We start from the raw sequence: 13227 nt of genomic DNA, 5'->3' as shown, positions 1-13227 counted from the left end.
GCCGGCGCCTACCGGGAGATCGGTGATGGACTGGTCTGTCACGATCAGCCCTTGAGCTCGGGCTTCTCTGCCAGCAGCTCCTCCAGGAGCGACAGGTCGAAGACGTCCTCCTGGGTGGCGTCGATCCCGGCCGCCTCGAACGTCGCCATGTTCTGCGCCATGAGCTCGTCGCTGATCGTGAAGAGGCCGTTCTCCGCGGTCTCGTCGGAGTTGATCAGCTCCTCGCACTGCACGGTGTTCTGCTCGATCTCCTTCTCCAGGTCGAGGTCCTGGTCGGCGCCGTACTCGTCGACGGCGAGCTTCGCGCCACCCTCCAGGTCGGTGCAGGCGTCGGTCCAGCCCTTGATCTCTGCCTCGAGGAACGCCTTGACCGCCTCGGGGCGCTCGGCGATGGTCTCGTCGGTCGCGATGACCGACTCGGCGACGAACGGCAGCCCGTTGTCGGCGAACAGGAGGTTGGTGACCTCCTCGCCCTGGGCCTCGACGATGATCGACTCGTTGGTCACGTACGCAAGGAACCCGTCGACCTCACCGTTGACCAGCGGCTGCGGGTCGTACTGCACCGGCACGATCTCGACGTCGTCCTCGGTGAGGCCGTTGGCCGCCAGGAGGGCCGAGAACAGCAGGCCGTTGCCGCCGTCCTGCACGCCGATCTTCTTGCCCTTGAGGTCCTCGATCGTCGCGATGTCCGCGCCGTCCTTGAGGGACAGGATCGTGAACGGGTTCTTCTGGAACGTGGTGCCCACGATCTTGATGGGCGCGTCCTCGTTCGCGACGACCTGGCCGACGGTCACCGCGTTGGTCAGGCCGAAGTCGGCCTTGCCGGAGGCCACCAGGTTCTCGGTGGCGCCGGGGCCGGCGTTGAGCGTGACCTCGCCGAAGCCGGCGTCCGTGTAGTAGCCCTTGCTGTCGGCCATGAACTCGCCGGCGAACTCCGCGTTCTTGATCCAGGAGAGCTGGACCGTGAGGTCGCCGAGGCCCTCCCCCTCAGCAGGGGCGTCGTCGCCGGAGGCGCACGCCGCGAGGGCGAGCGAGGCAGCGGCCGCGACGGCCGTCAGGCGCGCAGCGCGCCCAGGACGGGAAAGCATCATGAGTGATTCTCCTGTTGTGCTAAGTGGGGTGAGCCGAAACCCGCGTTTCTTTTCGAGCCGGACGCTAAGGACCCGTGGTTTCGCGCCCGGCGTCCACGGGTTACGCCGCCGTAAAACGTGCGGCGCGCGACCGGATCGTTACCCGGGCGGTCAGTACGGCGTGCGTGCGGTGTACGCACGCCATGCCTCGAAGGGCTCTCCCGCGCGGGTGATCCTGTGCTCGACGACGGGGTTGGGCCACGTCGAGCGGTCCCGCTCCAGGAGCTCGTAGAACTCGCGGTCGTCGAAGCCGGCCCGCTCCGCGTCATGCCGGTCCGCGGCGAAGACGACCCGGTCCGCGCGGGCCCACAGCGCCGCGGACAGGCACAGCGGGCAGGGCTCGCACGAGGCGTAGAGCGTCGCCCCGGCCAGCGAGAACGTGTTGAGGGCCTGGCACGCGGCCCGGATCGTCACCACCTCGGCGTGCGCCGTGGGGTCGAGGTCGCGGGTCACGCGGTTCCCGGCCGCCGCCACCTCGACGCCGTCGCGCACGACGACGGCCCCGAAGGGGCCACCGCCGTCGGCCACGTTCTGGGTGGCGACCTCGACGGCGCGGGCGAGCCAGGTCTCGTCGTCCGGGCTCACGGAGGCCAGGGACGTGCCGGACTTCTCGGTATGGCTGATCACCCTTCGATGCTCGCACCGCCGGATTTCAATTGCGTTCCCAGCAGGTCACCCCCACGAAACACCTGTTTCGAGCGGAGGGTGAACGTAGGCGCAGTCGCTCCTACGTTCAGCACCCGCAATCCGGTCGGTAGCGTGACACGTGTGGATACCGCCGCCGTCTACCGCCAGTTCGCCGGGAGCCAGGCGCTCAACGGCGGCTCGCCCACGTACCAGGACTGGGCGTGCGGGGTCGCCGTCGACCCGGAGCTGTGCGCCCTGCTCGACACGCTGCCCGAGGCCAGGCGGCAGCCCAACCTGCTGTTCGCGGCAGCGCGGCTGGCGGGGGCGCCCGCCCGCGGCTGGGCCGAGGTGCGGCCCTGGCTGCACGCCGCCTGGCCCGACGTCGAGCAGGTGATGCGCACCCACACCACGCAGACCAACGAGCCGCGGCGCTGCGCCACGCTCCTGCCGGCCCTTGCCGCGATCGACGGGCCGATCGCGCTGATCGAGGTGGGCGCGTCGGCGGGGCTGTGCCTCTACCCGGACCGGTACTCCTACCTGTACACGTCGCCCGACGGCGGCCGCACCCGCCTCGATCCGGCCGACGGCCCGGCCGATGTGGTGCTGCCGTGCGACATCGAGGGCCCGGTGCCGACGCGGATGCCTGACGTCGTCTGGCGCGCCGGTATCGACCTCAACCCCCTGGACGTGCGCGACCCGGCCGACCTCGCCTGGCTGGAGGCGCTGGTCTGGCCCGAGCACACCGACCGGATCGTGACGCTCCGCACCGCCGCGCGCGTGGTGGCCCAGGACCCGCCGCGGCTCGTCCCCGGCAACCTGCTCGACGGCCTGCCGGACCTGGTGGCCTCGGCACCCGCCGAGGCCACCGTCGTCGTGCAGAGCTCCGCCGCGCTCTACTACCTCGCGCCCGCCGAGCTGGCGACGTTCGAGGCCATGATGGCCGGCCTCAGGAGCACGCGCGGCGCCGTCTGGCTGAGCAACGAGGGCTGGACCGTCCTGCCCGCCGTCGCGGCCAGGCTTCCCGAGGGCCTCTCGCCCCAGTTCATCCTGGCCCGCCACGGCGAGCCGGTGGCGCTCACCGACCCGCACGGCCGGTCGGTGCGGCTGCTGACGTAGCGCGCAGCAGCTCCCACAGCCGGTCCCGCTGGATCGGCAGGTCACGCGGCCGGGCTCCCGTGGCGTCCGCTATCGCGTTCGCCAGCGCCGGGGCCACCGGGTTGTACGGGGCCTCGCTCATCGACTTCGCGCCGCGGGGCCCGAGGCGGTCGACGGTGTCGGCGAACAGCACCTCGGTGACCGGGACGTCGGACAGCTGCGGCACGCGGTAGTGCCGCAGGGCGCGCGTCACGACGACGCCGTCGCGCACCACCATCCGCTCCGTCGTCGCCGAGCCGAGCGCCTGCCCCACGCCGCCGTCGATCTGCCCGCGCAGCTGCTCCGGGTTGATCACGACCCCGGCGTCGGCGGCATGCACCGACTGCAGGATCCGCACTTCCCCGGTCCCCCGATGCACGCCGACCCGAAACCCGTGCACATTGAAGGCAACGGACCGAGGCGACCCGTCATGCGTAGCCTCAGCCCACATCCCGACCCGTTGAGTGCTGGGTATTTGTCCTGCCGAACCGTTTCGAGAGGGCAAATACCCAGCACTCAGCTGGTCCAGCTTGGTCTTGAGAGCGGACGCCGCTCGTTGGACCGCCAAGCCCGCTACTACCGAGCCCGCCGAACCGAAGGCGCCCGTGTCGTAGCCGGCCGTCGCCGTGTCCGACGGGCGCACGCGCACCCGCTCGACCGGCACCCCGAGCTCCGTGGCCGCGAGCTGCGCGTGCACCGTGGTGGTGCCGTTGCCGAACTCGGCGGTCCCGACGTCGACCACGAAGTCGCCGTCGGCATCGACCGAGACCTTGGCGTGCGTGAAGTGGCCGCGCGGGGGGATGGTCGCGATCATCGCGAGGGCTACGCCGGTGCCGACCGACCATTCCTCGTCCAGCCCGGTCTCGACAGGCTCGACCGGCGGGTGCGGGTCGACCGGCGGGTGCGGGTCGACCGGCGGACGCGGCCGGGCCAGGGCGCTCTCGACCAGGTCGAGGCACTGGTCCAGGCCGTAGGACCCGTACTCCAGGTCCCCGTCCACCGGCCGCCCCACGACGAAGGCGTCGCCCGGCCGGATCACGTTCCGGCGCCGCATCTCGACGGGATCGAGGCCGAGCTGTGCGGCCAGCTCGTCGATCGCACCCTCGATGGCGAACTGCACCTGCCCCAGCCCGTACCCGCGGAACGCGCCGGACGGCACGTTGTTCGTGTAGACTGACTCCGCGTCGACGCGCTTGTTCGGGGCCCGGTAGACGGCCATCGACTCGTGCACGCCGTGGAACATGACGCCGGGCGCGTGGTTGCCGTAGGCGCCGGTGTCGGCCAGGACGTCGATCGCGAGCGCCGTCAGCCGTCCGTCCGCGTCGGCGCCCGCGCGGACGCCGATCCGCATCGGGTGCCTGCACGGCACGATCGTGAACTGCTGCTCCCGCGTGAGCTCCCACTGCACGGGCCGGCCGGTGCGCAGGGTCGCGAGCGCGACGACGTCCTCGACGAGCAGCTCCTGCTTGCCCCCGAACCCGCCGCCCACGCGGCCCGCCACCACACGCACCCGCTCCTGAGGGAGGTCCAGGAGCCGGGCCAGCTCGTCGCGCACGAGGAACGGCACCTGCGTGGAGGTGCGCACGTGCAGGATGTCGCCGTCTGTGCCGGGCGCGAGCCACGACCGCGCGCCGTGCGTCTCCAGCGCCACGTGGTTCACGCGGTCGGTGGTCCAGGTGCCCTCCACGGTGGCGGCCGATGCCGCGAGCGCCGCGGCGACGCCGTCGTGCCCCGGCTCGGCGTACTCCTCGTGCAGCTGCGCGACGACGTTCCGGCTCGCCTCCGCGACGCGGTGCTCGCCAGGTGTCTTGCCGGGGTGGAGCAGGGGCGCGCCGGGCTGCCTGGCCGTCTCCGGGTCGAAGACGGCGGGCAGCGTCTCGTACTCGACGTCGACCAGGGCGAGCGCGTCGCGGGCCTGCCGGGGTGTCTCCGCGACCACGACCGCGACGCGCTGGCCCACGAACCGGAGCACGGGGTCGAGGATGCGGGTGTCGTCGGGGTCGTCGAGGCGGTTCTCGTGGCGGGCGGTCGAGTAGAGGGTGCCGGGGACGTCGTGATGGGTGAGCACGAGGTGCACGCCGGGCGCGCCGCGGGCCGCCGTCGCGTCGATGTGGGTGATCCGGGCGTGCGGGTGCGGGCTGCCGAGGACCGCGACGTGCAGCAGCCCGGGCGGGGCGGGCTCGTCCAGGGTGTAGGCCTCGCGGCCGCTCACGACGCGGGCGGCGGCGGGCGCGACGACGGCGCGGCCGAACGCCTCCCCCGCCGGAGCCACCTCGGTGTTCACCCGGCCGGCGAGGGCGTCCCGGATAGACCGGTACCCGGTGCACCGACAAAGGTTCCCTTTGAGCACCTCCCCCACCGAGATCGCCGAAGTAGAGCGCTTGTCCGCCTCCTCGGCCGGCTGGTCCGCGCTGGTCCCGGACAAGCGCTCTACTTCGGCGATCCCCAGCCCCGCGACCGTACAGACCATGCCTGGTGTGCAGAAGCCGCACTGGAATCCTGCCGCCTCGACGAACGCCCGCTGCACGGGGTGCAGGTGGTCGGCGTCCGCGGAAGGGTCGCCGCCCGGCCCGAACCGGCCCAGCCCCGCGGCCGTCACCACCTCGGAGTCTGCCGCCCGGTGCACGGGGATCAGGCATGACTGCACCGGGGCGCCGTCGAGCAGGACCGTGCACGCGCCGCAGTCGCCCGCGTCGCAGCCCTTCTTGACCGCCGTGGCCCCCTGCTCCCGCAGGTAGGTGCGGAGGCACTGGCCGGGGCGCGGCTCTGCCGCGGCCTCGACGCCGTCGATCCTCATGACGCACCGACCAGCTCGTCGAACGCCTCGTGGGCGAGCCGCCGTGTCATCGCGGCGCGCCACCCGCGGCTGCCGTGCACGTCCTCGAACCACGCGCCGGTGCTGTCCAGCCGGTCGATCCACCGGTCGACCGCCGCGTGGTCGCGGGCGTGCAGGCTGAGCGGCGCCGCCACGGACGCGGTCACCGTGAGCGTCGGACCCTGGTCGCCCGCCCGTCCCGTCACCATGGCTGCCGTGCGGCCGGTGGAGGTCAGCGACGCCCGGCGGAACACCGTGCGCCGCGCGAGCACGGCAGAAGGCACCCGTACCTCACGCAGCACCTCCCCCGGCGCGAGGTCCACGACCCCGGCGCCAGTGACGAGATCCGCCACGGCGACCTCCCGCGACCCAACCCCGCTGGTCGAGCCTGTCGAGACCCCCGACGTCCAGATCACCGCCACCGCGTCCAGCGCCGCGAACAGTCCCACCATCGACCCGGCCGGCAGCCCCAGCGCCAGGTTGCCGCCGACGGTCGCCGTCCGAGCGACCTTGGACGAGAGCGTCAGCGCCGACACGCACGGCGCCACGAGAGCGAGCGCGCGATACGGCCCGCCCGCATCCGCGCCCAGCGCACCCGGCCCGGACACGAACTCGGCCAGCGTGCACGTCCCGGCGACCCGCAGCCCCGCGCCGTCCACGGACCACGGCTCCCAGCCCATCCCCGTCAGGTCCACCAGGCCGGTCACCCCCGCGGGGACCGGCTCGGAGTACAGGTACGTGCCCCCGCCCAGGAAGGCCTCGCCGGGCCGCAGCACGCAGTCGGCCCGCGTCCGCGCCGTCCGCACGGTGTCGATGTCGAGATCCATGGCGCCGCCGGTCAGCTCTCGTCGATCTCGCGCAGCAGGGCGTACCTGGCGTCGATCGCCTCGACGCGGTCGGCCGCGCCGTCGAGCGCCCCGTGCACCCGGTCCGACAGGACCGCCACCACGCTGACGGGCGCCACCATCGAGTCGAAGGCGCCCTCCGTGGTGATCGGGCACTCGATCCACCAGGTCACGGCGCTCGCGAGGTGCCGGAGGCTGGAGTCCGCGAGCAGGAGCACCCGGACGCCGTCGGCCAGCAGGGCCTCGACCATCGCCGGGACCTTGAACGCGTGCCGGCGGATCGAGACCACGACCACGACGTCCTTGGGCCCGAGCCCGACGAGGTCGTCGGCGAGCGACTGGCCAGGTGCCGGTGCGAGGTGTACCCGGCCGCGCACCTGGATCAGGTTGCGCCGCAGCTGGGCGGCCGGCCCGAGCGAGCCACGGCGTCCGACGACCACCACGTCGCGCGCCGTGGCGAGCGCCTCGGCGACTTCGTCGAGCATCGTGTCGTCGAGGGTCGAGTAGACCTTCTCGAGGTTCTTGACCTCCTGCTCCAGCCGCTCGCGCAGGCCCGGCGAGGGGTCGACGGCGATCGGCAGCCCGCGCCCGCGCTGCACGCGGAGGTGCTCGCGCAGCCCCTCGAAGTCCTCGTAGCCGAGCTTGCGGAACAGCCTGCTCATCGTCGCCTTCGAGACCCCGGCGAGCGCGGCGAGCTCCGTGGCCCGGTATGTCCCCAGGTCGCCGAGGTGGTCCAGCAGGGCGTCGGCGGCCCGCCGCTCCTGCGGGGACAGGTCGCGGTAGCCAGCGGCTATCCGGTCCTCGAGCGGCGTGACCGCGGCCTTCATCGTGCCTCCTCGTGGTCGCGAGCCAGCGCGAGCACCGCCTCGGTGAACGCGTCGAGCGCGATGGCGACGTCCTCGGCCTCCACGTGCTCGTCCGGGTGGTGGCTGATCCCGTCGCGGCAGCGCAGGAACAGCATGCCGACGTCGGTCACCGCGTCCATCGCCATGCCGTCGTGGCCTGCGGGGCTCCAGAGCCCGAGCACGGAGCCCGATGGCGCCGCCACCCCTGCGGCGCTGGTGGCCGACGGCGCCGCCACCCCTGTCGAACGGGTCGCCTCCGCGATCCCCGCCGCGACCGCGGCCTGCATCCGTTCGGCGCAGGCGGTCGACGGCGCCCGGTGGGTCTCGACGACCTCGAGCTTCACGCCCCGCTCCTGCGCGATGTCGTGGCCGGCCGCCGATATCTCGTCCCACAGCGCGTCGCGCCCGTTGTCGGTGCGGCCGCGCAGGTCGAGCGTGAGCTCCGCCAGGCCGGGGATCACGTTCACGGCGCCGGGCTCCACCCGGATGTCGCCGACGGTGGCGAGGCAGTCGGTCGCCTTGGCCAGCTCCTCGATCCGGGTGACGAGGTGCGCGGCGGCGACCAGCGCGTCCCGCCGTCGGCTGAAGGGGGTGCCGCCCGCGTGCCGGGCCTCGCCGGTGATCGTGAGCACGAACCGCCGCGCCCCCGCGATGGACGTGACGTACCCGAGCGGCAGGTTCGCCGACTCCAGCACCGGCCCCTGCTCGATGTGCGCCTCCAGATACCCGACGAGGTCCTCGGGGCGGCGGGCGGCGTCGCCCACACGGTCCGGGGCCAGGCCGAACTGCAGGAACGCCTCGCGCAGGGTCACGCCGTCGGCGTCCGCCTGGTCCCACCAGGCCGGGTCCCACTGGCCCGACGCCGCGCAGCTGCCCAGCAGCGCCTTGCCGAACCGGGTGCCCTCCTCGTCGGAGAACCCGACGACCTCCAGCGCGAACGGGAGCGGGACGTCCCGCAGCCGGTGCGCGACGGCGATGGCGAGGACGACGCCGAGCATGCCGTCGTACCGTCCGGCGTCGGGCACGGTGTCGAGGTGCGAACCCAGCACCAGCGCCGGTTCGCCGGCGGTGCCCGGCCGCTGGGGCGTGCCGTCGGCGGCGCGGCGACCCCAGAGGTTGCCCGCGGCGTCGGTCTCGGTGTCGAGGCCCGCGTCGAGCATCCAGGCCCGGACCGCCATGTTGGCGGCGGAGTGCTCGGGCGACAGGTAGACACGTTCGAGCGCGTCGGGGCGCGACGAGTGGCGCGTCAGGTCGTCGCACCGCTCCATGACCCAGTCCGCTGTTCCGATCGGGCTCACGATCCCGCCTCCTCGTACGACGCCAGGGCGGCCTGGACGCCGCCACCCGGCGGGGTGGCGAAGCCCGCGCGGCGCAGCTCGTGCTCCAGGGCGGCCAGCGTGGTGAGGACGGCGTCCCGGCGGGCGTTGAAGCCCATGGTCCCGATCCGCCAGACGACGCCGTGCAGCGGCCCGAAGGACGTGCCGATCTCGATCCCGAAGTTGTCGAGGAGCCCGCCGCGGACGGCGTCCCCGTCCACGGCGTCGGGGATGCGCACGGCGACCACGTTGTGCATCTTGTGGCCGACGTCGCCGAAGACCTCCAGGCCCAGGCCCCGCACCCCGGCCAGCATCGCGCCGCCGTGCCGGGCGTGCCGGGCCACCGCCGTCGCCATGCCCTCGTCCTTGAGCAGCCGCGCGCACTCGCGGGCCGCGTACAGCATCGACGTCGCCTCGGTGTGGTGGTTGAGGCGGCGCGGACCCCAGTACTCCATGATCTGGGCGAGGTCGAGGTAGTTGGACACGATCGGGGCGCCGTGCGGGGCGACGTCGTCCGACGTGCGGATGCCGGCCTCGACGTGCTTGCGCCGGTCGATCGCCGCGGCCGCCGCGGGCGAGAGCGTCACGGGCGCGCTGCCCGACGGCCCGCCCAGGCACTTCTGCAGCCCGGCCGTCGCCGCGTCGATGCCCCACTCGTCGGTGTGGAACGGGTTGCCGCCGAGCGTCGCGGTGGCGTCGACGTACAGCAGGGCGTCGTGCTCGTGGGCGATCCGGCCCAGCTCGGCGAGCGGCTGCGCCATGGTCGTGGAGGTGTCCCCGTGCACGACGGCGAGCAGGCGCGGCCGCACGCGGCGGACGGCGTCCTCGACCTGCCCCGGGTCGAAGACCGTGCCCCACTCGCTCTCGATGGTGTGCACCTCGGCCCCGGCGCGCGCGCAGATCTCCGCGAGCAGGTGCCCGAACCGGCCGAACACCGGGACCAGCACCCGGTCCCCCGGCTCCAGCAGGGACACGAGAGCCGCCTCGATCCCGGCGCGCGAGGTGCCGTCCACGAGGAAGGTCTGCTCGTTGGCGGTGTCCCAGACCGTGCGCCACAGCGCCATGGCCTCGGTCATCGTGTCGGTCATGAACGGGTCGAACTGGCCCACGAGCGGCGCCGCCATGGCGCGCAGGACGCGCGGGTCGGCGTCGACGGGCCCGGGACCCATCAGCAGCCGGGCGGGCGGATGGATCTGCCTCATGCGGGCCTCCTCAGGAGCTTGCCGCCACCGTTCGTCGTGCCTTCGTTGGTCGAGCTTGTCGAGACCGGGGTCTCGACAAGCTCGACCAACGAAGGCACGACGGAGCCGGTGACGGTCAGGCCGTCGTACGCGCTGATCTTGTTGCGGTGCGCCAGGTCGGCGGCGCGGAAGGTTGTCGTCGCGTCAGGGGTGTAGACGATCAGGTCGGCGGCGGCGCCCTCCGCGATCACGCCCTTCGCACGCGGGACCCGGTCCAGGCCCACCAGCGCGGCGGTGTTCGCCGAGGTCCAGCGGGAGACGTCGGCGAGGGAGACGCCGCGGCGCCGGGCGGCGTCCGCCAGGGCGAGGAACCCGGCCTGCAGGCCCGAGATGCCGCCCCAGGCCTGCTGCAGGTCGACCTCGCCGGGCACAGCGCCCCGGTACTTCTCCTCGGCGGTGGCCGGCGAGTGGTCGCTGACCACGCAGTCGAGAATCCCCGCGCGCAGGCCGTCCCACAGCGCGTCCTGGTTGCCGCGGTCGCGGATGGGCGGGCAGCACTTGAAGGCGGCGTCGCCGTCGGGGATGTGCTCGGCGTCGAACACGAGGTAGTGGTGGCAGGTCTCGGCAGTGACCGGCAGGCCCTCCTCCTTGGCCTCGGCGATCAGGTCGAGCGCCCTGGCTGACGACAGGTGCAGCACGTGGGTGCGCGTACCCGTCTCGCGGACGGCGTCGAGCAGCCCGGCGATCGCCGTCGTCTCCGCCTCGTCCGGGCGCGAGAGCAGGAAGTCCGCGTACGCGCGGCTGCCCTCGTGCGGGGCGGCCGCGAGGGCCGCCGGATCCTCGGCGTGCACGATGAGCAGGCCGCCGAACCGCGCGATCCGGTCCGCAGTCTCCAGGAGCTCGCCCGGCGCGAGCGGCGGGAACTCGGGCACTCCCGAGTCGGCGAGGAAGCACTTGAAGCCGAAGACCCCCGCGTCCCAGAGCGGTTCGAGGTCGTCGGCGTTGCCGGGGACGGCACCGCCCCAGAAGCCGACGTCGCAGTGCAGCTCGCCGCGCGCCCGCACTGCCTCGGCGGCCGCGCGCTTCGTCTCCAGGGCCTGCACGGTGGTGGTCGGCGGGAGCGAGTTGAGCGGCATGTCGACGATCGTCGTGATCCCGCCGAGCGCCGCCGCCCGGGTCGCCGAGGCGAACCCCTCCCATGCGGTGCGGCCGGGCTCGTTGACGTGCACGTGCGTGTCGACGACGCCGGGCAGCAGCACCCTGTCGCCGAGCTCGACGACCTGCGGCGGGGGTGCGGGGACGGCGCCGAGCACCTCGCCGAACAGGTCGTCGGCCGGCTTGAGGACGGCGGCCGGGTCGGACGTGCCCCACCAGACCTGGTCGATCCGGTCGCCCTCGATCCGCAGGACCGCGGGCCGGAGCTCGCCCTCCACCAGGACCCGCTCGGACGCGACGACCAGGCTCCCGCCGGCCCCCGAGCTGCCGCTCATACGAATCCTCCGATCGTGGACCAGACGGGATGCTCTGCCGCCGGTGCGCCGGAACCGTCCGGGGCGTCGTCGTCCGCGGAGCGCTGGACGGCCGCCTCGATCAGCCCGTAGGGCCGGTCGGCGGCGAAGAACACCTCGCCGGGGTTGTCCAGGCCGAACGGCTCCAGGTCGACGAGGAAGTGGTGGTTGTTCGGGCACGAGAGCCGGATCTCGGCGATGTCGGGATACGCCTCCAGCACCGCCCTGCCCATCGCGTACACGGTCTGCTGCAGGGCCAGGGAGTGCAGCTCGGCAAAGGTCGCCAGCAGGATCGAGCGGACCGCCGCGAACCGCTCGTCGTACTCCTCGGGGCCCGCGGAGTCGACGAACGACTGCTCGTACCGCCACCACCCGCTGACGTCGGTCGCGAGGATCCGGTCCTCGGTCTCGGGCAGCGTCGTGTACCGGTCGCGCGGGAACCCCGCGAACTCCGAACCCGTCGACTTCAGCACCGTGACGTCGCGCAGCCCCGCGAGCACGGTCAGGCCGGCGGGGTCGGCGTGGACCAGCGCGGTCCGCCGCTCGGCGCCGCCCCGCACGAACGCGTGGTCGTGGCCGACGCGCCGTCCTGAGCCTGTCGAAGGGCCGCCGTCCCGTCCCGGATCCGCCGCGATCCGCTCCCAGCCGTACTGCTCCGCGAGCCAGCGCCCGCCGCTGATCTGCGGCTCCTGGAGGAAGTGCCGGGCGAGCCGCAGCAGGAACGTCTCCGGCGATCCGACGCCGTCCCGCGCGAACGCGTACGCGGTGTTCTTCTGCGTGTCCGTCGCGACGACGCCGGTGTTGTCCCCGGACTCGTGCGTGGCGCGGAAGTCGCCGCGGAGCTGCGAGGTGACGCTGAGGTCGGTGATGCGGTGCCGTGCCGTGCCACGGTCGACGCGCACGAGCCGCACCTCGGCCTTGCCGTACTGGTTGGGTCCCAGGACTATCGACATTCAGCTCCCCCGGTAGGTGGTGTAGGCGAACGGGCTCAGCAGGAGGGCGACGTGCGTGTGGTCCGGCCCGAGCACGACGTCGAGCACCACCTGGCCGAAGAACGTCTCCCGGTCCTGCGCCGCGAACCAGTCGCCGGCGGCGAAGGTCAGGACGTGCCGCCCGGGCGTGACCTCGCCCCAGCTGATGCGGCCGTCGTCGTCGGTCACGGCGTGCCGGGTCCCGTCGGCCTCGCTGGTCGAGCCTGTCGAGACCCGCTCGAGCGTGACCGCCAGCCCCCCGGCCGGGAGGCCGCGCGCGGCGTCGAGCACGTGCGTGGAAGCGGTGCTCACGACGCCGCCTCGGCAGGCTCCGCAGCCGGCTCCTCGACGAGCGTCTCCAGGCGCAGCAGCGCGATCTGGCGTAGCTGCTCGGCGGTCACCAGGGCCTCGGTGGCCGGGTCGTTGCCAAGTCGCTCGGTCAGGTTGGCGAGGATGTCGTCCGCCGTGCGCCCGGCGGCCCGGACCAGGTAGATCCGGCCGAACTTCTCCTCGTACGCGACGTTGCCGGCGGCGATCCGGGCGGCTGTCGCCTCGGCCGCCGTCGGCTGCTCGGTGCGGGACAGCCGCGCCTCGGTGCTGTCCCCCGACGCACGTTCCCCGATGCGGGGGTGGTGCGCGAGCGCCGCGTCGACGTCGGCGGCCGTCCACTCGGCGGCGGCGCGCATCGCTCGCAGCAGGAGCGAGTCCCGGCACAGGTAGGGGCGGCCGGCCACCACGTCGTCGACCCAGGAGTCGATGTCGGCGCACGGGCGGACCGTCGCAGCGGCGTCGGCGGCGGGCAGGGCATTGAAGGTCGTGAGGTCCACGAGGACAAACTTAGTTTCAAAGTGTCCC

12 protein-coding genes are annotated in these 13227 nt (G+C 73.3%); 1 reads left to right on the top strand and 11 read right to left on the bottom strand.

The window, feature by feature from the left end:
• Nucleotides 1-44 precede the first annotated feature (44 nt).
• A complete protein-coding gene (locus ACNYC2_RS05690) occupies nucleotides 45-1091 on the bottom strand; it encodes an ABC transporter substrate-binding protein (RefSeq protein WP_419706091.1) in 1047 nt (348 codons plus the stop codon).
• A 150-nt stretch (nucleotides 1092-1241) separates the two neighbouring features.
• Nucleotides 1242-1754: a nucleoside deaminase gene (locus tag ACNYC2_RS05685; RefSeq protein WP_419707781.1), complete on the bottom strand. Its 513-nt coding sequence runs from the start codon at nucleotides 1752-1754 to the stop codon at nucleotides 1242-1244.
• Nucleotides 1755-1898: 144 nt separating this feature from the next.
• Here ACNYC2_RS05685 and ACNYC2_RS05680 point away from each other — a divergent pair, with 144 nt between their 5' ends.
• Nucleotides 1899-2873, top strand: a complete 975-nt coding sequence (locus ACNYC2_RS05680) for a DUF2332 domain-containing protein (RefSeq protein WP_419706090.1) — start codon at nucleotides 1899-1901, stop codon at nucleotides 2871-2873.
• Here the strand turns inward: ACNYC2_RS05680 and ACNYC2_RS05675 are convergent.
• The 9 genes from ACNYC2_RS05675 to uraD are packed head-to-tail and all read right to left on the bottom strand — an operon-like array spanning nucleotide 2833 to nucleotide 13199.
• The gene (locus ACNYC2_RS05675; protein WP_419706089.1) at nucleotides 2833-5688 is read right to left on the bottom strand and encodes a molybdopterin-dependent oxidoreductase; all 2856 of its coding nucleotides are present in this window, start codon (nucleotides 5686-5688) and stop codon (nucleotides 2833-2835) included. The two genes, ACNYC2_RS05680 and ACNYC2_RS05675, sit on opposite strands and share 41 nt — an antisense overlap.
• Nucleotides 5685-6533 (bottom strand): FAD binding domain-containing protein, encoded by an 849-nt coding sequence (locus ACNYC2_RS05670; RefSeq protein ID WP_419706088.1) that lies wholly within the window; start codon nucleotides 6531-6533, stop codon nucleotides 5685-5687. The genes ACNYC2_RS05675 and ACNYC2_RS05670 overlap by 4 nt, the downstream gene beginning before the upstream one ends.
• Before the next feature lie 11 nt (nucleotides 6534-6544).
• Nucleotides 6545-7378: a MurR/RpiR family transcriptional regulator gene (locus ACNYC2_RS05665; RefSeq protein ID WP_419706087.1), complete on the bottom strand. Its 834-nt coding sequence runs from the start codon at nucleotides 7376-7378 to the stop codon at nucleotides 6545-6547.
• Nucleotides 7375-8694, bottom strand: a complete 1320-nt coding sequence (locus tag ACNYC2_RS05660) for a Zn-dependent hydrolase (protein ID WP_419706086.1) — start codon at nucleotides 8692-8694, stop codon at nucleotides 7375-7377. Before ACNYC2_RS05660 ends, ACNYC2_RS05665 begins: the two co-directional genes overlap by 4 nt.
• On the bottom strand, nucleotides 8691-9914 hold the full coding sequence (locus ACNYC2_RS05655; RefSeq protein ID WP_419706085.1) for a pyridoxal-phosphate-dependent aminotransferase family protein: 1224 nt from the start codon (nucleotides 9912-9914) through the stop codon (nucleotides 8691-8693). The genes ACNYC2_RS05660 and ACNYC2_RS05655 overlap by 4 nt, the downstream gene beginning before the upstream one ends.
• Nucleotides 9911-11383, bottom strand: a complete 1473-nt coding sequence (gene allB / locus ACNYC2_RS05650; protein ID WP_419706084.1) for an allantoinase AllB — start codon at nucleotides 11381-11383, stop codon at nucleotides 9911-9913. Before allB ends, ACNYC2_RS05655 begins: the two co-directional genes overlap by 4 nt.
• Nucleotides 11380-12354 (bottom strand): factor-independent urate hydroxylase, encoded by a 975-nt coding sequence (gene pucL, locus ACNYC2_RS05645; RefSeq protein ID WP_419706083.1) that lies wholly within the window; start codon nucleotides 12352-12354, stop codon nucleotides 11380-11382. Before pucL ends, allB begins: the two co-directional genes overlap by 4 nt.
• A complete protein-coding gene (gene uraH, locus ACNYC2_RS05640; protein ID WP_419706082.1) occupies nucleotides 12355-12684 on the bottom strand; it encodes a hydroxyisourate hydrolase in 330 nt (109 codons plus the stop codon).
• Nucleotides 12681-13199: a 2-oxo-4-hydroxy-4-carboxy-5-ureidoimidazoline decarboxylase gene (gene uraD, locus ACNYC2_RS05635; protein WP_419706081.1), complete on the bottom strand. Its 519-nt coding sequence runs from the start codon at nucleotides 13197-13199 to the stop codon at nucleotides 12681-12683. Before uraD ends, uraH begins: the two co-directional genes overlap by 4 nt.
• Between the last annotated feature and the right edge of the window lie 28 nt (nucleotides 13200-13227).

Origin of the sequence: Promicromonospora sp. NFX87 (genome assembly GCF_048564965.1) — a bacterium.
GTDB lineage: Bacteria > Actinomycetota > Actinomycetes > Actinomycetales > Cellulomonadaceae > Promicromonospora.
This window is presented reverse-complemented; position numbering and strand designations above follow the sequence as displayed.

Coding starts and splice junctions, on each gene's coding strand:
- ACNYC2_RS05665 (WP_419706087.1), bottom strand. CDS start 7,378: ATGAAGGCCGCGGTCACGCCGCTCGAGGACCGGATAGCCGCTGGCTAC.
- ACNYC2_RS05670 (WP_419706088.1), bottom strand. CDS start 6,533: ATGGATCTCGACATCGACACCGTGCGGACGGCGCGGACGCGGGCCGAC.
- pucL (WP_419706083.1), bottom strand. CDS start 12,354: ATGTCGATAGTCCTGGGACCCAACCAGTACGGCAAGGCCGAGGTGCGG.
- ACNYC2_RS05655 (WP_419706085.1), bottom strand. CDS start 9,914: ATGAGGCAGATCCATCCGCCCGCCCGGCTGCTGATGGGTCCCGGGCCC.
- allB (WP_419706084.1), bottom strand. CDS start 11,383: ATGAGCGGCAGCTCGGGGGCCGGCGGGAGCCTGGTCGTCGCGTCCGAG.
- ACNYC2_RS05690 (WP_419706091.1), bottom strand. CDS start 1,091: ATGATGCTTTCCCGTCCTGGGCGCGCTGCGCGCCTGACGGCCGTCGCG.
- ACNYC2_RS05675 (WP_419706089.1), bottom strand. CDS start 5,688: ATGAGGATCGACGGCGTCGAGGCCGCGGCAGAGCCGCGCCCCGGCCAG.